The organism is Sphingorhabdus lacus (assembly GCF_009768975.1).
Taxonomy (GTDB): domain Bacteria; phylum Pseudomonadota; class Alphaproteobacteria; order Sphingomonadales; family Sphingomonadaceae; genus Sphingorhabdus_B; species Sphingorhabdus_B lacus.
Map to the genome: position 1 here is coordinate 3,103,723 of NZ_CP035733.1, position 20,918 is coordinate 3,124,640.

The following is a 20,918-nucleotide window of genomic DNA, read 5'->3' on the forward strand; positions in this document are numbered from 1 at the left end:
ATCCGCGCAACATCGAAAAACCGCCAACCACCTGATTTTACACGTCAAATAGATGTGGAAAACGGTCGCATTAGCTTGGGTTTTGGTGCCGCTTGCCCTATAGTGCCGCGATGCAAGATACTCCTGAAGAACGTACCGGCGATAGCGCCGCTTCCCCCAACCTGAATGAATATGGCGCTGACAGCATCAAGGTGCTGAAGGGGCTTGATGCCGTGCGTAAGCGGCCGGGCATGTATATTGGTGACACCGACGACGGGTCGGGTCTGCACCATATGGTGTTCGAGGTATCGGACAACGCGATTGACGAGGCGCTGGCCGGGCATTGCGATCTGGTCCTGATCGAACTCAACCCCGATGGCTCGGTCAGTGTCGAGGACAATGGCCGCGGTATTCCGACCGGGATGCACAAGGAAGAGGGCGTGTCCGCAGCCGAGGTTATCATGACTCAACTGCACGCCGGCGGTAAGTTTGAAAACACATCCGACGACAATGCCTATAAGGTGTCGGGCGGTCTGCACGGCGTGGGTGTGTCGGTTGTGAACGCGCTGTCGGAATTTCTCGAACTCACCATCTGGCGTGAGGGTAAAGAGCATTGGATGCGCTTCGAACATGGCGATGCCGTGGGGCCGCTCAAGGTCGTGGGCGACGCGCCCGAGGGCAAGAAAGGCACCCGCGTGACCTTCATGGCCTCGACCGAGACATTCAAAAATGTCCTCGAATTCGACTTTGACAAGCTGGAGCATCGCTACCGCGAACTGGCTTTCCTCAACTCGGGCGTCCGCATTCTGCTGCGCGACAAGCGGCATGAGGACATCAAGGAGCATGACCTGTTCTACGAAGGCGGCATCGGCGCGTTCGTCAAATATCTCGACCGTAACAAGACCGCGCTGCTCGCCGATCCTATTGCCATTTCGTCGAACCGCGACGGCATCGGCATCGACGTCGCGCTGGAATGGAACGACAGCTATTATGAAAATGTGCTGTGCTTCACCAATAATATTCCGCAGCGCGACGGCGGCACGCACTTGGCGGCGTTCCGCTCTGCGCTGACCCGCACGCTGAACAATTATGCCGAGAAATCGGGCGTGCTGAAGAAAGAGAAAGTCACCCTGACCGGCGACGATATGCGCGAAGGTTTGACTGCGATTGTCTCGGTCAAATTGCCCGACCCCAAATTTTCGAGCCAGACCAAGGACAAGCTGGTCTCGTCCGAAGTGCGGCAGCCGCTGGAAAGCCTTATGGCTGACCGGATGAGCGAATGGCTGGAGGAAAATCCCGGCCATGCGCGCACCGTGATCCAGAAGGTCATCGACGCCGCCGCCGCGCGCGAAGCCGCGCGCAAGGCGCGTGAAGCCAGCCGCAAATCGGTGATGAGCGTCGCGTCCTTGCCCGGCAAGCTGGCCGATTGTCAGGAGAAGGATCCGGCGAAATCCGAACTCTTCCTGGTCGAAGGGGACTCCGCAGGCGGCTCTGCCAAGCAGGGCCGTGACCGGCATTATCAGGCGATCCTTCCGTTGAAGGGTAAGATCCTGAACGTCGAACGCGCGCGTTTTGACCGGATGCTGTCCTCCAAGGAAGTCGGCACGCTCATCCAGGCGATGGGCACCGGCATCGGGCGTGAGGATTTCAACATTGAAAAACTGCGCTACCACAAGATCGTCATCATGACCGACGCTGACGTCGACGGCAGCCATATCCGCACGCTATTGCTCACCTTCTTCTACCGGCAGATGCCGGAGATTATCGAGAATGGCCATCTCTTCATCGCGCAGCCGCCTTTGTACAAGGTCGCAAAGGGACGCAGCGAAATTTATGTGAAGGACGATCGCGCGCTCGACGACCATCTGGTCGAAGTCGGCCTCAATGGTATTGTCCTCGAAGGCGCAGGCGGACAGCGTGCCGGTGCGGATCTGGGCGCTTTGGTCGACCATGCGCGCCGGATGCGCAGCCTGATGGCATTTGTTCCGCGCCGCTATGACCCGACAATTGTCGAGGCGATGGCACTGACCGGCGCACTCGACCCCGAGGCGACCGACCGCACGGCTGCGGTCGCAAAGGCCGCCGCATGGATGGGCGCGCAGGATGTCGAAGGCAAATGGACCGGACGCGTGGCTGCCGATGGCGGCTATCATTTCGAACGGCTGTGGCGCGGCGTCACCGACCACCACATCATCGAAGCGGCCTTCCTTCTGTCTGCTGAAGCACGCAAGCTGCACAAGCTGGCGAGCGAGGAAAGCGCGAGCTACGAAACACCGGCACGTCTGGTCAAGGCAGGCGACGCCGCCATATTGGAGGCTGAGCCAGAACCCGAAACCGACAGCGAAGGCGAAGACATCACCGCCGTCGGCGATCAAGTGCGGCGCGCAGTTACGTCCGCGGGCCTCGGCAACAAGGGTGCGATCACCCGTCCGTCCGAACTGCTCGACGCCGTGCTGGCCGCGGGCCGCAAGGGCCTGTCGATCTCGCGCTACAAAGGCTTGGGCGAAATGAACGCCGAACAGCTTTGGGAAACCACGCTCGACCCCAACCACCGCAGCCTGCTGCGCGTGGAGATCGATCAGGCGGATGTGGCCGACGATATCTTCACCAAATTGATGGGCGAAGTCGTCGAACCCCGGCGCGATTTCATCGTGGAGAATGCGCTGAACGTGGCCAATCTGGACGTTTGAGTTCGGTTTTCGTGCGGAGACCGTAAAGGCAAAGGGCACAATTTCTCACTGCGCGCGTACCGTGGTGAGAAATTGGGGAAGAAATGGTGGACAGGGCTGCTCTCCCTTAAAATCAGTTTTTCAGATGCTTACAATGGCGAACCCTACAAAAACCCTTCACGGTTAACTGCGCCGATCAAAAGCAAAAGGCTAACCGCAATTGCCGAAGTTTTGGCAGATGATGCGGTGCGAAAGGCGCACCAAAACAGGGCAGTTGCCACAGAATTTCCGTTAATCGAACCAGAGTTCGAAAATTGTGTTCGATTGCGAGCGCACCGATGACGGATATTGTCGCTGCAGCTCTTGTATACGCTCGATCGGGCAAAACGGTTTTTCCGTGCCATCGGGAAACAAAACGCCCGCTGATTAAGGGATGGCGGGAAAATGCCACTGCAGATCCAGCATCGATCGAGCAGCAATGGAAATCTTTCCCAGGTGCGATGATTGGCATTCCTACCGGAGTTCCCGCCGGCGCATTTGTTGTCGATATCGATGCCGGCATCGACAAAGATACCGGTGAAATTTTCGAAGCGGCTGAATTGGTCGCGCAGCTGGAATCAAAAATTGGGTGTCAGCTTCCCACTACCCTCACTACCGAAACGCCCCGCGGTGGGCTTCACATTTGGTTTTTGCTCCCACCAGGTGAAAAGATTGGCAATCGAGCTGGAATTATCCCGCGCATCGATGTGAGAGGGACTGGTGGCTATGTGATTGCGCCGCCATCCGTCCGGAACGATGGCAAAAGCTACATATGCAAAAATCCAGATGCGGACATTGCGAGTGCACCTAAGGCGCTTATCGACCTGATTTTAAGAAGGGGAGCCTTTGGGAGCAAATCCTCTGGTTCGCCCTCTCAGGGCAGTGCGCGCAACGATGCAAGCGATGCGCACCGGAAATATGCTTTATCGGCTCTGGATCGAGAGTGCGCAGCAATCAAAAATGCTGCCAGTGGCCAGCGAAATACAGCTTTGCACAATGCTGCAGCTAACATTGCTGAATTTGTTGCAGCTGGGGTTCTTGATGAGCATGCCGCCCTGGCCGCGATCCGAGGATCTGCAGCTGCTAATCCTGGGGGAGATACCTCCAACCAGATTGAAGCGACTATTCAATCCGGATGGGGAAAGGGGATAACGAACCCTCGCGATCTTTCGAGCGTAGCGCTCGATGCGCGCCCTCGTGGGCAGAATAGCCGGTCCTCTTCCCAACCATATCGTAAGCACCCAATGCAGGCCGCTCCCGAGGACATCGAGGCGCTCCATTTGCTATGCTGCCGCTTTCCCATGACTGATATGGGCAATGCAGAGCGGTTTGCGGCGCGTAACCGTCACAGGGTGCGCTGGGTCGATAAGAGCGAGCTTTGGTCGATATATGACGGTCGGAGATGGACGATCGAGGGTGCCGAAGCTGTTGTTGAGCAGTGGGTTTACGAAACGGTTAGAGCGATCGCTGAGGAAGCCCGAGCAATGCGCGATTCCGGTAGACGGGATCTTGGCGAACCAGGCGCGCTCGATGATCTGGTTGAAGAAAAGGACGATGAGGAGGTTTTGGTTTCCGATCTGCTCGCAAAATGGGCGGTTAAGTCCGAAGCGCACGGAAAATTCAGCCGGATAAAGGCATCGGCAAGGCCGCTGGGTCTCACAATTCAGCCCGAGGACTTCGACCGCGATCCATTCCTAATCAATTGCGAAAATGGAACGCTGCAGCTGCTCGATGCGGCCGATGAAAATTCGCCTCGGGCAAGAGTTCATATGCGGCCGCATGACCCGAGCGATCTGATTACCAGGCTAATGCCGGTCAAGTATGATCCGAAGGCGAAAGCGCCGATCTACGATGGCTTTCTGGACAAGGTGCAGCCGGATGAAACAATGCGCCGCTTTTTGCATCAGTGGGCCGGATACTGCCTCACAGGCGATGTCAGCGAGCAAAAGCTCTGCTTTTGGCATGGACGTGGCGCTAACGGTAAATCGACGCTGATAGATACCTGGAGCGTAATTCTCGGGGACTATGCGACGTCGCTGGGGATAGAGTCATTTCTTGACCAGGGCCGGAAAAAATCGGGGTCCGATCATAGCGCCGATCTGGCCAAGCTGGTCGGTGTAAGGCTGGTGAGAACGTCCGAACCTGAAAAGGGCGCTAAGCTCGCTGAGGCTCTGATTAAGCTGGTCACTGGCAATGAGCCGGTTGCAGTGCGTGAGCCATACGCACGGCGAGGCTTCGATCTAAATCCCGCATTCAAGCTTACAGTCGGGGGAAATCACAGGCCGAAAATCACCGGTACGGATGATGGGATCTGGCGCCGCGTACTTCTCGTGCCCTGGACTGTTCAGATTGCAGATGCCGACAAAGATCGAAAGCTGCTCGGCAAGCTACGAAACGAGGCATCGGGCATACTGAACCGGATGATCGAGGGCATGCTCGATTGGCGGCAATGTGGATTGATAGAACCAGAGTCGGTTATCGCAGCGACTGCGCAGTATCGTGACGATAGCGATCCTTTAGGGCGCTTCATAACGCTCTGCTTGAGAAAGGAGGCTGGATCCCGCGTTCAGTCATCTCACCTCTACAAACTGTATAAGGCGTGGGCCGAGGCTGCAGGTGAGACCGCTTGGTCTCAGATGGGTTTCTCTGCCGCTATGGCCGATCGCGGCTATCGCAAGAAGCAATCGAACACCATTCACTGGCTCGATGTAGCGACGCTCAAAGACGTCCACGACTTCATCGACCAGGATGGCAACGTGCTCGACTTCCCCGATGGTTCGCCCTCCTCGCCCTCTTCCCCTCCCGTCTATCAGGAGGATGATTGGCCGTTATGACCTGGGATTGCTGGCCATATGGGAGGCCTGAATGGGAGGCTTTGGGACACCGAAATATATTTATTCGGTCAGCTTTTCTGCGCCTTTGGGACACTTGGGATACTTCGCCGGTGTTCTTTACATCATGTGTGTGCGCGTGTGTGCGCGCACACATAAGAGATAAACTCACATATAAGTGTCCCAAGTGTCCCAAACCCTATCAAATCCTTGGGTTTAGTATCCCTTCAACCCTCCCAATAGTCTCCCAACAACCCTCCCATGTCGGAAAGGACGTAAAATTATGCCGATATCCTCAATTTGCAGCCCTATTGAAGCTCAAGACTCGGCTGAGCTGGTCGCTTCGATCCTTGAAGATGCTGCAGTCCGCCTCCGCATGCTGCTCACTCCCGAGCAGGCTGCCAGTGCGTTTCTTGAAGCTGGGGTATTCGGTATGCTGTCAACTGCAGGGTATGACGCGCTGCTCTCCACTGTCGCGCAATCAACGAAATCGTATGTCGATTGCAGGCATCGAGCCAAAGCAGCAAACTAACCAGCCTTTCCGAGGGCCTTTGGGTCCTCCTGGGGCACAAAGTGTATACGGGAGCCGAAGGCGCTCGTCGTGCGGGTTCCCGATACTTTTCAAACACTTCTTGTTTTTGTTTCGTTTCTGGTGGTTGCCATGATCGGCGGGCTGCAGCAGCTATCGCGACGCCCTGGCATGCCATGCCCGAAGGTAATTCGCCGGTTAATCAATCAAAACCCTGACTTCCCCGTGATCGAAACCGGAAAGCGGGGACGCGCATATCAGTTCGATCTGGATGAGTCGGTTGCATTCATCGAACGATTGCAAGCCCGAGGCGGAATGAGTGCAGCTCGATGGGATGCTGCGATGTCTTCCCTGGGATTGGATATCGATCCCACCGCGCCACAGATCGACCAGCGCCATCCCGTGACCAGGGAACCTCCCTAGCCATACCTAGCGCCCTGGGGGGTGATAATCGGTTCGCAGAAAAGCGCGCCTATCGTTTTGCAAGAATGAAAGATTAGAACAATGCCAAATTCAAATGAAAATGGGCGTCCATTGATCGGGGGTTCAGATCTAAACCGAAGATTTGTCGCGGTGGCTGTTGAAGTTGCTGCAGATGGTATGCTACAAGCCACCCTATCGAGTGAGACGCCGGTGGTGCGTCCATTCGGTAATGAGATATTGGATCACTCGCCGGAAGCGGTGAACCTTGAACGCGCTGCAATGGGATTGCCGCTTCTCATCGATCACGATCTAGAGCGTCAGCTCGGGCGGGTCGAAAATATCCGGCTTAAAGGCCGGAAACTTGTCGGAGACATCCGCCTCTCGGAAAGAGCGGATATGGCGGGCATCGTGGCCGATGTTCGCGAAGGCATCCGGCCTGACATTTCCATAGGATACATAATCGATGAAGCGGTGGAAGTGCCTGGGAGCACTGATTGGCGCATCACGAAATGGACTCTTTACGAAGTCTCATCAGTTGCGCTGCCTGCAGATCACACGGTCGGCATCGGTCGCAGCTTTTCTCAATCATCAAGAAAGGTTCTCACAATGCCACAGAGCAATCAACAAAATCAAAACTCTGATGCAGTAGCGTCTGAACGTCAGCGCATCAGCAACATCACTTCGATGGCTTCCCGCCTCAACATCCCACAGGATCTAGCCACCCGCGCAATCGACGGCGGTTGGCCGGTCGAAAGGTTCATCAACGAATTTCAGAACAACGCGCCCGGGTCGCAAGCTTTCCGGACTGCGGAAAGTGCGCCGAATGATAACCAGTTCGATCGATTGCGCTCTGGCTTCATGCTTACCAGGGCAATTGCAGATACCATCGAGCACGGTAGACTCTCCGGACTTGAAGCCGAAGTTAGTCAAGAATTGATCCGCCGCAACGGTGGGGTAGCGCCAAAAGGTTTTATGGTTCCCACCAGCGCCTTGATGACCCGTGTGCAGCTGGTCGGCACTCCAACCAGCGCGGGCAATCTGGTCGGCACCGACTATCTTGCAGATCAGTTCATCGCGCCACTGCGGAGAAAAACTGCAGTGATGATGGCAGGCGCTACCGTCCTAACCGATCTGGTCGGCAATGCAGTGCTTCCCAGGCAAGATAATGCGACGGCGGGCCAGTGGATCGCGGAAGACGGCGAAGCGACTGAAACCAACCTAACCACCAGTCAGGTTAGCCTCTCGCCCAAAACTGTGACCGGCAATATTTCATGGTCGCGGCAAGCTGCCCTGCAGGCCCTGCCCGCCATGGAGGAAATTGTCCGAAATGACCTTTCGGCACAGCTGGGGATTGCTCTCGATCGAGGCGCTCTGCATGGCCTTGGGGCATCGAACGAGCCTCGGGGTGTATTCAACACTTCGGGCATCGGTTCAGTTGCCCTGGGTGCCAACGGTGCGGCTCCTACCTACGGCTCGATTTTGGATTTGGAATCGGCGATCGCTGCCTCTGATGCGGACAGTGGCAACATGTCTTACATCACCAATACCAAAGTTCGACGGGCCCTTAAATCGACGCAACGGTTCTCCGGAACGGACACGCCGGTATGGATGCCAGGACTTGCTGGCAGTGATCCAGGCTCAGGTGTGATGAACGGGTATCCGGCATATGCTACCAACAATGTCCGATCGGATTTTACCAAAGGATCCGGCACTGCCTTGTCAGGTATCGTGTTCGGGAATTGGTCGGAATTGGTAATCGGACTTTGGGGCGGGCTTGACCTGGTGGTTGATCCTTACACCAACTCGCAAAAGGGCCGTGTCCGGATTAGCGCATTCCTATCCGCCGACATTAGCGTCAAACATGCGGCGAGCTTCGCGGCAATCGTCGACGCAATAGCGCCGTAATTGAGATTCGGCGGCGGTTCGTCCCCTTCAGCCGCCGATGAGATCGAGCAAGCCCTGATCAGCTTGGCTCGATCATTTCGAACCCGTCCGCGCCTAGCCATCGCGGGCGGGTTTTTTAGACCAATATTTGGAGAATTTCAGCGGTCAGCCAGAAAGGTCCGAATTATAGAACGGATGACTGCAGGCCGCGTAACTTCGCCCTCTTGCTGGGTCGCAATGTACGCATCGAGCGCTTCAAGCTCAGCAGGCGGAAAGCGGACATTGATAGGCGTCGCTCCAACTGGCGGGCGACCTCTTCCTTTTTTGTTAGCGCTAGATATTGACATAACGTTTTTCTGATGCCAGAAAATGCAAGCCGATGCAAGGCTGCAACCCTGCATCGGCTCTAACTTTCAACATGGAGAAGTGCCATGCCTCAAGCTGAACACACGCATAAACAATCGAGTGCTGAATTTGCACCGACAATTTTGGAAAATCGCCGATCGGGCTCCCCTGAATGGTCCGCTGCTGAATGGGTATCAGAGTTTGAAAGCCTAGGAGGTTTCATCAATTCGAACGGCCTTGGATGGCTCGCTTCGGAGGGGAACCCCCAAGGGTGGAAGACCAGGGCAACTGAAATGATGCGCGAGTTAGACGATGCGCTCCGGTACGCGCAGGTTATGTCGATCTGGCAGAAGCGCAGCGCGCCCTGCACGGGAGGCCAGTGATATGACTAGCGTCTCAATAAAGATTGTCAGTCTCGATGCCCAGCGCCGCGCAAAGCGCCGCGAGAGGATCCGCGCCCCATTTAAAAACAACGGGTCCGCGAAAACCCTTCATGAAGCTCGGCAGATGCTCATTGGCAGTGTTGAACCAAAGCCCCGCATGGCAGATTTTGCTAATCCTCTGGCCTTTGGTTTGGCCCGCGAAATCTGGTTCGAGCGGCGATTAGCGAGATATCACCAGGTGATTTTTGGTGACAATTTAGTTGAAAGGTCCGGCGATGATTGAACGTTCCGATAATGTTTTGAGGTTCGAGCCGGTTCGCAAATCAAGCGCATCCGAGGGCGAAGCAAAATCGACATGTAAGACTTTGCAGGAAGCTCGGGAGCGGATCCTATCGGAATTGCCACCGAAGCCCATATTCACAGGAATGAGCGAATTTCAGGCTGCAGAAGTAGCGATGAATTGGCTGCTCGATGCTAACTTCATTTATAAATCTGCGGTGTTCGGACTGCCTCCCGAAGTCTCCGAAATTTGAACCGTAATCGACAGATAATATTTCCATTGACATAATGTGTTCGCATGAGGCATTAGCTTGTGCGAACACATTAGGAGCCTCAGAACGTGAGCAGCTTGAATTTCGATGAACCCCGCTTTCCGTTAAGTGCGACTGCACGAGCAACGGGATGGAACCTGCTCACTCTTCGCGACTACATGGCTCGCGGGAAATTTGAATGGCACGAAACAGATTCGCAGGCTGCTGCACCTGGTGGACGAAGCCTTTTATCGTTGCGAAGCGTAGTTCGTCTGGGCATCACTTTTGAGCTGTGGTCGATCGGTGTGTCTCCAAAAGATGCCTATTGGGCTGCTCTCAATTTTGGCGATGTTGGTCACTCCAAAAATCGCATTGGCGCCCTTCCCGATCGGGTTCCTGGTCATTTGTTTCCAGATCCGTACATCACATACCTGGTGTTCAAACGGGCATTTCTAGCGGACGTTATCGCAGTGAAAAGCGGCGAGCAGATCGATCTGGAATCGGTCATGTACGACCTGTTCAATGATGCTCCTGGGGCCGTCGCTATCGTCAACGTGAACAGGGTCTGGCACCGGATTATGACTGCCTTGGACGTAGAGGCATAGGCCATGCAGATGCAGGCGCTCACATCTATGTCGAACGGTTCGCGGCTCATCCGTCGTGAAACACTGTTAGAGACGCTTGCCGCGATAAAATCGACAGGATCCTCGGTAGACCAGATCACGCTGCTGCCTGGAGGGTCTGTGCAAATTTCGATCGTGAAACCCGATCACAAGATTGTCGTTCCCTCGCCAGCTACCCAACTGGCTTGGCGGGACGTCCAAGTGTTGGAGAAGCGCAATGCCTAGACCAGCCAGATTTAAGCAGAACGATTTGGTGCGGGCATTGAAGGCCGTCAAAGCCGCCGGTGAAAATCCGAAACGAATCGACGTGGATCCAGCGGGAAACATTCGAGTGTTTTTGGGTGCGTCTCAGCAAAATGAAACGACATTTGATAACCCTTGGGATGAGGTTCTCACATAATGGGAAAGCGTCGTTACCTTCCAAAATATGTATCTTCCTATCTGGATCGCCATGGGAAGCAGCGCTTCCGTTATCGCCGTAAAGGCCAGTCAACCTATAGCTTCCAAAACGTTCCAGGCACTGAGCAATTCCTAGCTGAATATCGCGCATGCCTTGATTCGGTCGCGCCCGTGATTGGTGCGAACCGGTTTAAGCCTGGCAGCATCGATGACCTGGTTTCTCGTTTCTATTGCTCCCCAGCTTGGCAGGGCAATATGCGCCCATCATCGCAAGCAACCTATCGGGGTATAATCGAAAGGTTCCGGAAAGCTCATGGCGATAAGCCGGTCAGCCAAATTAAGACCCATCATCTCGATGCAATCCTCGGTAAAATGGCCGATCGACCAGCTGCTGCGAACAATCTCCGCAAAGTCCTGAAACGCTTATTCCGGTATGCTGTGAAGATCGGGATGCGGGACGATAATCCTGCCGAATTGACCGATGGCTTCAAGTCCGATGGGGAAGGTTTCCACACTTGGACGGAAGACGAAATCACTGCATTTGAGGCCCGCCATCCGATCGGCACAAAGGCGCGCCTCGCATTTGCTCTTTTGCTCCACACTGGCCAGCGCCGGTCCGATGTTGTCAAAATGGGCCGTCAGCACATCAAATCAGGCCGCATAATGGTGCGCCAAACGAAAACCGGAGCTGCCGTATCGATCCCGATCAACATGGAGCTTCAAGCTGCTCTAAACGCGATGCCAGGTGACAATCTGACACTGCTTTTGACGGAATTTGGAAAGCCTTTCACCTCCAACGGTTTTGGCAATTGGTTCCGCGATCGATGCGACGAAGCTGGGTTGCCGCAATGCAGCGCCCATGGCCTCCGAAAAGCAATGTCGCGTCGATTGGCAGAAAGTGGCGCAACAAATCAGCAGGGTCGCGCCATCACCGGCCACAAGACCGATCGGGAGTTCAATCGATACGCTGCGATGGCAGATCAAGAGCGACTTTCGAACGATGCAATGGCTAACCTTAATAAAGCGGTTAGCCAAAAGCCGGAGAAATCGCAATGAAACCAGACACTTGCAAAGGGAGATGGTGGACAGGGCTGGATTCGAACCAGCGTACGGAAAACCGGGCAGATTTACAGTCTGCTGCCTTTAACCACTCGGCCACCTGTCCACGTCTTTTGCGGGTAATGCGCTTACGCACATAGGCCGGTCCCACAAAGGAAGCAGCGCAATGGCGAAACGGCCCTTGTCTGTCAATGCTTCAAATGGGAAAGCGCAGCCAATTGCGGAACTTTTATCGATCGAAGCGCAAAAACGCGCGCACGGCTTAGCGGAAGCTATCACCTCGGCCCAATAATGGCGCGCCGTATCGACAGGCGGATTGGCGGGTTTTGGACTCGGGCGTAAGCTTGGCGAATCGATGGAGGGGTCCATGAAAACACGATTTCGCACGCCGTTGCTGGCGCTCGCCCTGCTGCCTGTTCTGGCGCAGGCGGGGGACATAAGGCGCCATGTCGGCGATGGCATGGCCAGCTATTACAGCAATGAATTCGCAGGCAGCCGCACGGCGAACGGCGAACGTTTCGACCCCGCCGCCTTCACCGCCGCACACCGCTCACTCGCCTTTCACAGCCGGGTTGCGGTCACCAATCTGGCCAATGGCAAGGAAGTCATCGTCCGCATCAACGACCGCGGGCCATGGGGCAAGGGGCGGATCATCGACATCAGCTACGCCGCAGCGCGCGAGATCGGGATGCACCGGAGCGGGACGGCCCGGGTGAAGTTGGAGTTGCTGGATTAAGGGGTGGCTTTGGGGGCTGCGGTTTTTTCGCTAGAAGGAAGAAGGCCAAAAGGAAGAAGGCGTTTGCGTAGCCCTTGCGGCGGTGCGCTTCAATCGAAAGCATCGTCACCCTGAACTCGTTTCAGGGTCTTATTCCTCAGACGTCGAAACTAAGACCCTGAAACGAGTTCAGGGTGACGGATTTTATGGTTCAACATGCGTTTGAGTAAAAGCGCCAAGCTATAATTAGAGCCCCCACGCCTTCTTCCTTATTGCCTTCTTCCTTCTAGCGAAAAAAACTTTTAGCGAAAAACCCCACACCCGGAAGTCATTCACTCCCCATCCCCCAAAGCACCCCGCTGCCACTCCGGCAAATCCAGCCCCGCCATATCCTCCACCCGCCGCAACTCGACCGATAGCCCCAGCTCGGGATAGGCCACGCGCTGCCTTTTGGGGTCGGCGTCCGCCAGCGGGACGACCACCAGGCGGCGGTTGACCTTTTGCCGCCAGTTCATCCGCGCCGTATTTTCCTGCCCCACATAACAGCCCTTGGAAAAGGACACGCCGCCCAGTTCCGCTGCGTTGGTTTCGAGCCAGAGTGTCTGGTCGCTGCCGAGTTCGGTCACGCCTTCTGCAATGCCCCGCGCCAGCCGGTGGCGGCGGAAGGCTTCGCTTGCGTCCACATCGTCGGCCCCGACCGGCCCGATCCAGCGCTGCCCAAGCGCGGGGTGGCGCGGGTCGCCTTCGCCCTGGCTTTCATTTTCTCGCGACCAAAAGACGCCGAGTGCATCATCCACGCCAATCGCGATCTTGCGGCGCAGGCGATAGATGGACAGCCGCCGTGCCAGTGCCTCGGCCTGTGCGGCTTCGCAATCGATCAGGATATCCGCGCCGCCGTCCCACAGGATGAAATCGAACAGGGCCTTGCCCTGCGGCGTCAGCAGGCCCGACCATGCGGGCAGGGCGCCTTTGCTGTCCTGCGTCACCAGGCCTTGCAGAAATCCGCGCACATCTTCGCCCTCCTCGGTGGGGGAGAGGCGGAGGACGGCGCGATCGAACAGGCGGGGGTTGGACATGGGTGACAGATAGGGTCCGCTTCGCCTAAAGGGAAGAGATGACTGACAGCTTGACGATCCGCCGCCCCGATGACTGGCACCTCCATTTCCGCGATGACGCCGTGATGAAAGGGGTCGTCCCCTTCACCGCCCGCCAATTTGCCCGCGCCATTGTGATGCCCAACCTGTCGCCGCCGGTGACCAGCGTCGAAGGCTGCGTCGCCTATCGCGACCGGATACAGGCGGCGGTGCCGGCGGGTGTGGATTTCACGCCGTTGATGACCGCCTATCTGACCGACGGGGTCGATGGCGACGAACTAGCGCGGGGTTTTGCCGAGGGCGTGTTTACCGCGGCCAAGCTTTACCCGGCCCATGCCACCACGGGCAGTGCGCATGGCGTGACCGACATCGCGCAGATCATGCCCGCGCTCGAGAAAATGGCGTCGGTGGGGATGCCCTTGCTGATCCATGGCGAGGTGACCGACAGCCATGTTGATATTTTCGACCGCGAGGCCGTGTTTATCGAACGCACATTATCGGGTCTGGTCCGGAACCTGCCCGAACTGAAGATCGTCTTCGAACATATCACCACCGCCGATGCGGCCGCCTTTGTCGATGCCAGCGGACCCAATGTCGCGGCGACGATCACGCCGCAGCATCTGCACATCAACCGCAATGCGATGTTCGCAGGCGGGATGCGCCCGCACGCCTATTGCCTGCCCGTTGCCAAGCGTGAGGTGCACCGGCTTGCGCTGCGCAAGGCGGCGACGTCGGGCAGCACTAAATATTTCCTCGGCACCGACAGCGCGCCGCACGCCCAATCGGCAAAGGAAAGTGCTTGTGGTTGTGCGGGTATATTCAACGCACCCTATGCGCTGGAAAGCTATGTCACGGTGTTTGACGAAGAAGGCGCGCTTGACCGGTTCGAGGCCTTTGCCAGCGAAAATGGCCCACGCTTTTACGGCCTGCCGCTGAATGAGGGCACGATCACGCTGGAACGCGGGGAGACCCGTGTGCCCGATACGGTCGATGCCAATGGCACCACAATCGTTCCCTTTCACGCAGGGGAAACGCTGGGCTGGGTCTATCGCGGCTGACGCTGCGGCTTAGGCCTTGCCCGCGCGGTAAGTGCGAAAGGCGTCGACGCAGAAGATGGCGATGCTGATCCAGATCAGGATGAAGCAGGCCAGCTTCGTCAGGCTGAGTGGTTCATTATACACGAACACTCCGAGCAGGAAGGCAATGGATGGCGCGAGATATTGCACGAAGCCGAGGCTCGCATAGCTCATCCGCCGGGCCGCCGTTGCGAACAGCAGCAGGGGGATGGCGGTGATTGCGCCAGCCAATATGAGCAGGCCCGACGTCTGCCAATCGTCCCCGAAACCGCCGGTTCCCTGCGAAGCAAACCAGAGCGCCGCCGCAAGTGATACGGGTGCGAGCAGGGTGGTTTCGACGGCCAGTCCGGGCACCGAACCAACCGGCGTAATCTTGCGGATCAGGCCATAGACGCCGAAGCTAAACGCCAGTGACACCGACACCCACAGCGTATCCAGCGCATCGCCGATCAGGATCGCGACGCCCAACGCCGCAACAGCCACCGCGACCAGCTGCATCGGGCGCAATCGCTCGCCCAGAAACATCCGGCCCAAAAGCACGTTGACTAGCGGGTTCAGATAATAGCCGAGGCTTGCTGCCAATATATGGTCGGTCGATACGGCCCAGATATAGATCACCCAGTTCACCGCAATCAGCACCGCCGAGGCGATCAGGTTGCGCAGCAATGCGCGGTCGCGGAAGATGGCGGCATAATCGGCGAGCTGGCTGCGGAAGGCCATGATGACCAACAGCAGGGGGATCGACCACAAGATCCGCTGCGCCACGATCTCGACCGGCGGGACATGGCTGAGCAATTTGAAATAAACAGGGACAAAGCCCCATGTCAGATAGGCGCCCAAGGCATAGGGCAGGCCATTGGGCGGCGGGGTTTCGGACTTTTCGGTCATGCTGTCCCCGCCTTAGCGGGCACGCGGCTTAAATGATGCCGCCGCCGATCCACAGGCGAAGTGCGCAAATGCCCATCACCACGAAGCAGAAATTGCGCCCCGAATTCTTGTCCGACGCCGCGCCGAAGGCGGCACCGACACCTGCGATCAGGATGATCAGCCAGTTGAGCCAGCCCAACAGGGGGATGAAGCCGATAATGGCGAGAACAAGGGCGATGGTTCCGAACAGGAAAGAGATAACATTAGCCATAGCGCATCTTAGGGACAGCAGGTCCGCCGGTGCAAGCGCGAAAAAATCTCCTCTGGCCGCTTCGTGGCCACGTCTCGTCTCTTCGTCGAAAAGCCGTGCAACCAATGTTCAGGTTGGCAGGTTTAGGCCCGAGAAGGTTCATGAAGGAGAATGAATGTGAAAAAAACAATCATCGCACTGGTCGCCGCAACGCTTGCGATCCCGACCGTCGGATACGCGGCCCCGCAATTCCAGGTGCAGTCGGCGCATGCCACAGTCACCGACAGCAGCGCCTTTGATGGCCGCCGCGAGCGTGCCTATGAACGTGGCTATCGTGAAGGCCGCCGCGACGAACGCGTCAGCCGCAACACGCGCGTATGGCGCGGAGACGATGGCCGGGCCTATTGCCGCCGTAAAGACGGCACGACCGGTTTATTGATCGGTGGCGCCGTTGGCGGCCTTGCCGGTAACGAAATTGCCGGACGTGGCGACAAGACGCTGGGCACCATCTTGGGTGCCGCCGGTGGCGCATTGCTGGGTCGTGAAATCGACCGTGGCGGTTCGCGCTGCCGCTAAAGTTTAGAGAAGAGTCCTACGGGTCGCACTAGCGGGACGCTTCACATGGGGACTGTTTCATAAGGAACAGTCCCCGCACAGATTGCACCGGGATTCCCCCTCCCCATCTGCCCGGTGCAGAACATTGCGGCATCGCCCCTCAAAAGGCGGTGCCGCTTTTGCTTGTGCGCGGCCGATGCGCGCTGCATAGAACCCGCCTGTTGAGCGGGAGAGATATGATGAGCGGCGGACCCTTTCTGATTACCGAACGGATGATCCTGCGCCCGCCCTCGGCGGAAGATTTCGAAGGCTGGGCAGCCTTCTGCGCCGACCCTGTCACCATGACCCATCTGGGCGGAGCAAAAGGCCGCGGCGAAAGCTGGCGGATGCTGTGCACCATGGTCGGCGCATGGCAGGTGCGTGGCTATGCCATGTTCTCGATGATCCTGCGCGACACCGGCCAATGGATCGGCCGCACCGGTCCGTGGATGCCCGAAGGCTGGCCCGGGACCGAGGTTGGCTGGGGCGTGGCACAGGAATTTGCCGGACAAGGCTATGCCCATGAAGCGGCGGTCGCGAGCATCGATTATGCGTTCGACGTGCTGGGATGGGACAATGTCATCCACACCATCGACCCTGCAAACACCGCATCGGTGGCGCTCGCCGAACGGCTGGGATCGTACGACCAGGGCGAAACGCGCCTGCCCGATCCGTTTCAGGATATCCCGGTCCGGGCGTGGGGGCAGAGCAAGGTGGAGTGGAAGGCGCGTGCGGGGTGATAAAGTAAGCCTAAAAGATAAAAGGCGATAAGATAGAAGGCGGCGGTGCTGTTCTTTGGGGGCAGCGCTTTTCTATCGTCCTGATCATTGCCTTAGCGCGCAGATAGTATTTCCTGTTGGCGGTACGTGTTTTTCAGACCCGTTTTTAATAGCCTTCGGCTATCCTTTTTATTGTCTTCATTCGGCACCTTGACGTGCAAAATGACTTCAAGGTGCGGGCAATGACCAAGATTACGCCCTCCAACGCCTTCTTCCTTCTAGCGAAAAAAAGGTCACAGCCAAGAACCCCACGCCTGAAAGCTACCGGCTCCGCAACAGCCCGAATTTGATCCGCCGACCCACCGTATAATCCACCGAGTTCACAAGGAAATAGGCAAGCCCGCCCTTGAAGCGGCTCCACCAGCCGTCGCGGCGGGATAGAAGTGCGGTGGTCTGTTCCTCCGACTGTGCGACCAGCGTGTCGATTAGCCCTCGCATATGGGTGGCAAGCGCGTGGTCCTTCACGCGCAGCATGATCTCCAGATTGATGAACAGGCTGCGGACATCGAGATTTGCCGAACCGATATAGACCGCATCGTCAATGACCATCAGCTTCATGTGCAGCGGACGGGCCTGATATTCAAAGATGCGCGTCCGGCGTTTGAGGAGGTAGCGGTAGAGCACCCGCGCCGCCGCGATGGTCGCGCCATTGTCGGTCTTTCCGGCCATGATCAGGCGCGAGCCCTTGTTGCGTTTGCCGACCCGCGCAATCCGGCGCAATATGGTCTGCGAGGGCGAGAAATAGGCCGAGACAATGTCGAGCCTTTTGCCCACCTGCAGCGAGCGTTTGAGCGTCAGCGCCCAAGGCGAAATGCGGTTTGTCGGCCCGCCCAGCAACCACTGCACCTCGCCAATGCCGGGACGCCAGCCCTTGATGATCGTGCGCAGGCCCAGATAGCGGACCTTTCCGCCTTGCGACAATGTGTCGAGCGCATCGAAATAGCCGGCGAGATGCGCCACCTCCGGCCCCGACATGATCATCCCGATATCTTCCCAACTGTCGTCACCCTTGCGTCCGAAATATTGGTCGGTGATGTTGAACCCGCCGATCAGCGCATGGGCATCGTCGGCGATCAGCATTTTCTGATGGTTGCGGATGAAATAACCGAGGCCCTTGCGGGTGCTGAAACAATGATAATGGCCGCCTGCCTGCACCAGAGGATCGAAAAAGGCATCGCTGATATTGCTCGAACCGAAACTGTCGATGATCAGATGGACGGCAACGCCCCGCTCCGCCGCGGTAACCAGTGCATCCAGAATCTCCCGTCCGGTTTCATCATCGGCAAACATATAGAAAAAGATACGCAGCCGCGCCCGCGCCGCCGAAATCAGGGCATGCATCGCGGCCAGCCGTTCATCGGGGGCGTGGACGACGTGAAGGTCGTGGTCACTCACGTGAAACAGCTTTCCCGGAAATGCTGGCGTGGGGGTAGGGGCCTCCATTCGACCGAGGTAGTGCGTCGGCCACGCCACGGCAAGGGACGTGCCGTTTTCATTGACATTTTGGCGGGCAAACCCTAGGTGCGCTCTACTTTTCCGAAATTTGTGAAGAATCAGGAGCCAGCATGGCACGCGTTACCGTTGAAGATTGTATTGATAAGGTCACCAACCGTTTTGACCTCGTATTGCTGGCGGCCGAGCGCGCACGCGAAATTTCCGGCGGTGCAGAACTGACCGTTGACCGCGACCGCGATAAAAATCCGGTCGTTGCGCTGCGCGAAATCGCCGAAGAAACCGTTCGTCCCGAACATCTGCAGGAAGGACTGGTCCAGTCGCTGCAGAAGGTCCAGGTGGACGAAGATGAAGAAGCCGATGAAATCGGTTCGATCAGCCTGTCGGCAGAGGCACTTCGCCTGACCGCCGCGGCGCCTGCACGTGGTGCCGGCATGCAGCGTGATTACGACCGGTAATAGGGTCCATCCCACATAAAGTTCAAAAGGCCCGGCATCGACCGGGCCTTTTCTTTTTGGCATTCCGGATTCGCGCTGATAGACAGACGGCATGAGTGGGGACCTAGCCGGAGCAGCAGATATTATCGCAGGTGCGGCGCTTGCGCGCGCCGTCGAACCCGAAGCCGGGGAAGGCCGGGGCGTGGCGGAAAGAACCTGCCTGAATTGTGGCGCGACCCTGATGGGGGCGCATTGCCATATGTGCGGGCAAAAGGCGCATGTGCACCGCACCCTGCATGAATTCGGCCATGATATCCTGCACAGCGTGCTGCATTTCGATGGCAAGATCTGGCGCACTTTGCCGATGCTGTTCTGGAAACCGGGGGATTTGACCCGCCGCTATGTCCATGGCGAGCGCGCGAAATTTGTCTCGCCGCTGGCGCTGTTCCTGTTCTCGGTCTTTCTGACCTTTGCCACGTTCAACTGGCTGGTGCCCGATGGCGGATCGTCGGTCACCGCGCCGCAGTCTATCGAATCGGTTCGCAAGGAATATCAGACGGACCGCAAGGAACTTGAGGATGCCATTGCCGTCTTAGAGGCGGAGAAAAAGGCAGACCCTGCGGATGCCGAGCGCCTCGATGCCAAGATCGCCGCCACTCGGGAACGCCTGCAAAGGCTTGAAGACCGCCAGGGCAGCCAGTTACGGCAAATGGAAGCGGCCAATGAGAAATTCCAGTCGGAACGCCGCAAGATCGATGCGGACATTGCGGGTCTGGAAGACGATCTGGAAAAGGCCCGCAAGGCCGGGCAGCCGACCAAGACGCTGGAAGACGAACTGAACGGCGCAAAAATGGCGGCGCGGGTGATCAATACGGCCGCGGGCGGACTGGAAAACGGCTTTGACGAAGACGGTGAATGGAATTTCACCGACCTCAATTTTCCCGGGTCAGGCGCGCTGAACAAAGCCGTCAAGACGGCGCAGAAGAACCCGCAACTGCTGCTCTACAAGATCCAGTCCAACGCCTATAAATATAGCTGGTCGCTGATCCCGATTTCGGTGCCCTTTGTCTGGCTGCTCTTTTTCTGGCGGCGGCGGTTCAAGATGTTCGACCATGCGGTCTTCGTGACCTATTCGATTACCTTCATGATGCTGCTCGGTATCATCTGCGCGGTGCTCATCAGCAACGGGTTTGCGCCCTTAGGCGGCATGCTGCTCGCCTTCTATCCGCCGATCCATATGTACCGGCAGATCCACCATGCCTATGAAACGTCGCGCTTCGGGGCGTTCTGGCGGATGTGCTTTTTAAGCTTCTTCGCGATGACCGCACTGACGCTGTTCACGATGCTAATCGTCGGTCTGGGTGCCACCTGACAACAGGCGAAGGCGGACTTGACCGCTTTCCAGATAGGGCGCGACGATGGCCGCCATACGCGCCTGCCGTTCGGTGACCATGGCGCGGTTGAAGAAGGTGTTGGCGATGACATCGGCAATTTGCAGGCCGGGCAGGCGGTGGCTCAGTTCCAGTTGCGCCTGACCGCAGGGGCCGATGATCGCGGCGATATCCTTGCGGACCAGCGCCAGTGTTTCGGGGCCATAGCGGCCATCGTCCATGAAGACGCTGACGCAGCCGTCGGTGGCGGGCACCATCGCGCTGATGACATCTTCGAGCAAGTGCACATAAATGGCGACATCATGGTCGCCCCGGTCGCTGCCCTGTTCGGGGACGAGCGCAGAGATAGCGATGCCGACGGTGGCAGACCATTTGGCGTCGTCAAGGATTTCGAAGAGCAAGGCCCGTTCCGCAAGATCGATGCGGCTGCCCTTCAGCTCGCCGGTCAGGCCGGTGACTTCGCGAAAACGGGCGAGTGTCTTTTCGGCGTCCGCCGCTTCGATGGACAGCCCGGCCAGGGTCATGACACCCCGGCCGACGCCGCCTGATTCATCGCAATAGATCGGCATG

General features: G+C 57.5%; 22 protein-coding genes and 1 tRNA gene. 17 read left to right on the top strand and 6 right to left on the bottom strand.

Annotated features, from left to right (window positions below; genetic code table 11):
- The first annotated feature begins 110 nt into the window (after window positions 1-110).
- From gyrB to EUU25_RS14845, 11 genes are all read left to right on the top strand, one after another.
- Window positions 111-2,669 carry a DNA topoisomerase (ATP-hydrolyzing) subunit B gene (gene gyrB / locus EUU25_RS14795; RefSeq protein ID WP_158902268.1) on the top strand — a complete coding sequence of 853 codons (2,559 nt, stop codon included), beginning with the start codon at window positions 111-113 and terminating at the stop codon, window positions 2,667-2,669.
- 317 nt (window positions 2,670-2,986) lie between these two features.
- On the top strand, window positions 2,987-5,521 hold the full coding sequence (locus EUU25_RS14800; protein WP_158902270.1) for a phage/plasmid primase, P4 family: 2,535 nt from the start codon (window positions 2,987-2,989) through the stop codon (window positions 5,519-5,521).
- A 280-nt stretch (window positions 5,522-5,801) separates the two neighbouring features.
- Window positions 5,802-6,050 (top strand): hypothetical protein, encoded by a 249-nt coding sequence (locus EUU25_RS14805; RefSeq protein WP_158902272.1) that lies wholly within the window; start codon window positions 5,802-5,804, stop codon window positions 6,048-6,050.
- Window positions 6,051-6,119: 69 nt separating this feature from the next.
- Complete coding sequence (locus EUU25_RS14810) at window positions 6,120-6,470, top strand: RuvC family protein (RefSeq protein WP_158902274.1); 351 nt, start codon at window positions 6,120-6,122, stop codon at window positions 6,468-6,470.
- An 81-nt stretch (window positions 6,471-6,551) separates the two neighbouring features.
- Window positions 6,552-8,375: a phage major capsid protein gene (locus EUU25_RS14815; RefSeq protein WP_158902276.1), complete on the top strand. Its 1,824-nt coding sequence runs from the start codon at window positions 6,552-6,554 to the stop codon at window positions 8,373-8,375.
- Between the two features lie 410 nt (window positions 8,376-8,785).
- Window positions 8,786-9,082: a hypothetical protein gene (locus tag EUU25_RS14820; protein WP_158902278.1), complete on the top strand. Its 297-nt coding sequence runs from the start codon at window positions 8,786-8,788 to the stop codon at window positions 9,080-9,082.
- A gap of 1 nt (window position 9,083) precedes the next feature.
- The gene (locus tag EUU25_RS14825; RefSeq protein WP_158902280.1) at window positions 9,084-9,365 is read left to right on the top strand and encodes a hypothetical protein; all 282 of its coding nucleotides are present in this window, start codon (window positions 9,084-9,086) and stop codon (window positions 9,363-9,365) included.
- Window positions 9,358-9,615, top strand: coding sequence for a hypothetical protein (locus tag EUU25_RS14830; RefSeq protein WP_158902282.1), 258 nt, complete (start codon window positions 9,358-9,360; stop codon window positions 9,613-9,615). The genes EUU25_RS14825 and EUU25_RS14830 overlap by 8 nt, the downstream gene beginning before the upstream one ends.
- A gap of 86 nt (window positions 9,616-9,701) precedes the next feature.
- Window positions 9,702-10,217: a hypothetical protein gene (locus EUU25_RS14835; protein WP_158902284.1), complete on the top strand. Its 516-nt coding sequence runs from the start codon at window positions 9,702-9,704 to the stop codon at window positions 10,215-10,217.
- A 27-nt stretch (window positions 10,218-10,244) separates the two neighbouring features.
- On the top strand, window positions 10,245-10,460 hold the full coding sequence (locus EUU25_RS14840) for a hypothetical protein (RefSeq protein ID WP_158902286.1): 216 nt from the start codon (window positions 10,245-10,247) through the stop codon (window positions 10,458-10,460).
- A 429-nt stretch (window positions 10,461-10,889) separates the two neighbouring features.
- Window positions 10,890-11,690 (top strand): tyrosine-type recombinase/integrase, encoded by an 801-nt coding sequence (locus EUU25_RS14845; protein ID WP_246162757.1) that lies wholly within the window; start codon window positions 10,890-10,892, stop codon window positions 11,688-11,690.
- A gap of 23 nt (window positions 11,691-11,713) precedes the next feature.
- On the opposite strand, the gene EUU25_RS14850 is transcribed toward EUU25_RS14845, so the two are convergent.
- A tRNA-Tyr gene (locus EUU25_RS14850) sits at window positions 11,714-11,799 on the bottom strand.
- Between the two features lie 261 nt (window positions 11,800-12,060).
- Here EUU25_RS14850 and EUU25_RS14855 point away from each other — a divergent pair.
- Window positions 12,061-12,429, top strand: a complete 369-nt coding sequence (locus EUU25_RS14855) for a septal ring lytic transglycosylase RlpA family protein (RefSeq protein ID WP_158902290.1) — start codon at window positions 12,061-12,063, stop codon at window positions 12,427-12,429.
- Window positions 12,430-12,740: 311 nt separating this feature from the next.
- Here EUU25_RS14855 and ygfZ read toward each other — a convergent pair whose 3' ends face one another.
- On the bottom strand, window positions 12,741-13,484 hold the full coding sequence (ygfZ, locus tag EUU25_RS14860; protein ID WP_158902292.1) for a CAF17-like 4Fe-4S cluster assembly/insertion protein YgfZ: 744 nt from the start codon (window positions 13,482-13,484) through the stop codon (window positions 12,741-12,743).
- A gap of 38 nt (window positions 13,485-13,522) precedes the next feature.
- Here ygfZ and pyrC point away from each other — a divergent pair, with 38 nt between their 5' ends.
- A complete protein-coding gene (gene pyrC, locus EUU25_RS14865; protein WP_158902294.1) occupies window positions 13,523-14,560 on the top strand; it encodes a dihydroorotase in 1,038 nt (345 codons plus the stop codon).
- A 9-nt stretch (window positions 14,561-14,569) separates the two neighbouring features.
- Here pyrC and rarD read toward each other — a convergent pair whose 3' ends face one another.
- Window positions 14,570-15,466, bottom strand: a complete 897-nt coding sequence (gene rarD, locus EUU25_RS14870; RefSeq protein WP_187351280.1) for an EamA family transporter RarD — start codon at window positions 15,464-15,466, stop codon at window positions 14,570-14,572.
- 28 nt (window positions 15,467-15,494) lie between these two features.
- On the bottom strand, window positions 15,495-15,716 hold the full coding sequence (locus EUU25_RS14875) for a hypothetical protein (RefSeq protein ID WP_158902296.1): 222 nt from the start codon (window positions 15,714-15,716) through the stop codon (window positions 15,495-15,497).
- A 156-nt stretch (window positions 15,717-15,872) separates the two neighbouring features.
- Between EUU25_RS14875 and EUU25_RS14880 the strand changes: the two genes are divergently transcribed.
- Complete coding sequence (locus tag EUU25_RS14880; RefSeq protein ID WP_343032370.1) at window positions 15,873-16,271, top strand: glycine zipper 2TM domain-containing protein; 399 nt, start codon at window positions 15,873-15,875, stop codon at window positions 16,269-16,271.
- Window positions 16,272-16,486: 215 nt separating this feature from the next.
- Complete coding sequence (locus EUU25_RS14885; protein ID WP_246162759.1) at window positions 16,487-17,029, top strand: GNAT family N-acetyltransferase; 543 nt, start codon at window positions 16,487-16,489, stop codon at window positions 17,027-17,029.
- Window positions 17,030-17,329: 300 nt separating this feature from the next.
- Here EUU25_RS14885 and EUU25_RS14890 read toward each other — a convergent pair whose 3' ends face one another.
- On the bottom strand, window positions 17,330-18,463 hold the full coding sequence (locus EUU25_RS14890) for a phospholipase D-like domain-containing protein (protein ID WP_158902300.1): 1,134 nt from the start codon (window positions 18,461-18,463) through the stop codon (window positions 17,330-17,332).
- Window positions 18,464-18,633: 170 nt separating this feature from the next.
- Here EUU25_RS14890 and rpoZ point away from each other — a divergent pair, with 170 nt between their 5' ends.
- Together rpoZ and EUU25_RS16585 are read left to right on the top strand one after the other, a co-directional pair.
- On the top strand, window positions 18,634-18,978 hold the full coding sequence (gene rpoZ / locus EUU25_RS14895; protein WP_158902302.1) for a DNA-directed RNA polymerase subunit omega: 345 nt from the start codon (window positions 18,634-18,636) through the stop codon (window positions 18,976-18,978).
- Between the two features lie 91 nt (window positions 18,979-19,069).
- On the top strand, window positions 19,070-20,329 hold the full coding sequence (locus EUU25_RS16585; protein WP_246162761.1) for a DUF3667 domain-containing protein: 1,260 nt from the start codon (window positions 19,070-19,072) through the stop codon (window positions 20,327-20,329).
- Here EUU25_RS16585 and EUU25_RS14910 read toward each other — a convergent pair.
- A complete protein-coding gene (locus tag EUU25_RS14910; RefSeq protein WP_158902304.1) occupies window positions 20,303-20,917 on the bottom strand; it encodes a DUF3800 domain-containing protein in 615 nt (204 codons plus the stop codon). The genes EUU25_RS16585 and EUU25_RS14910 overlap by 27 nt on opposite strands.
- Window position 20,918 lies beyond the last annotated feature (1 nt).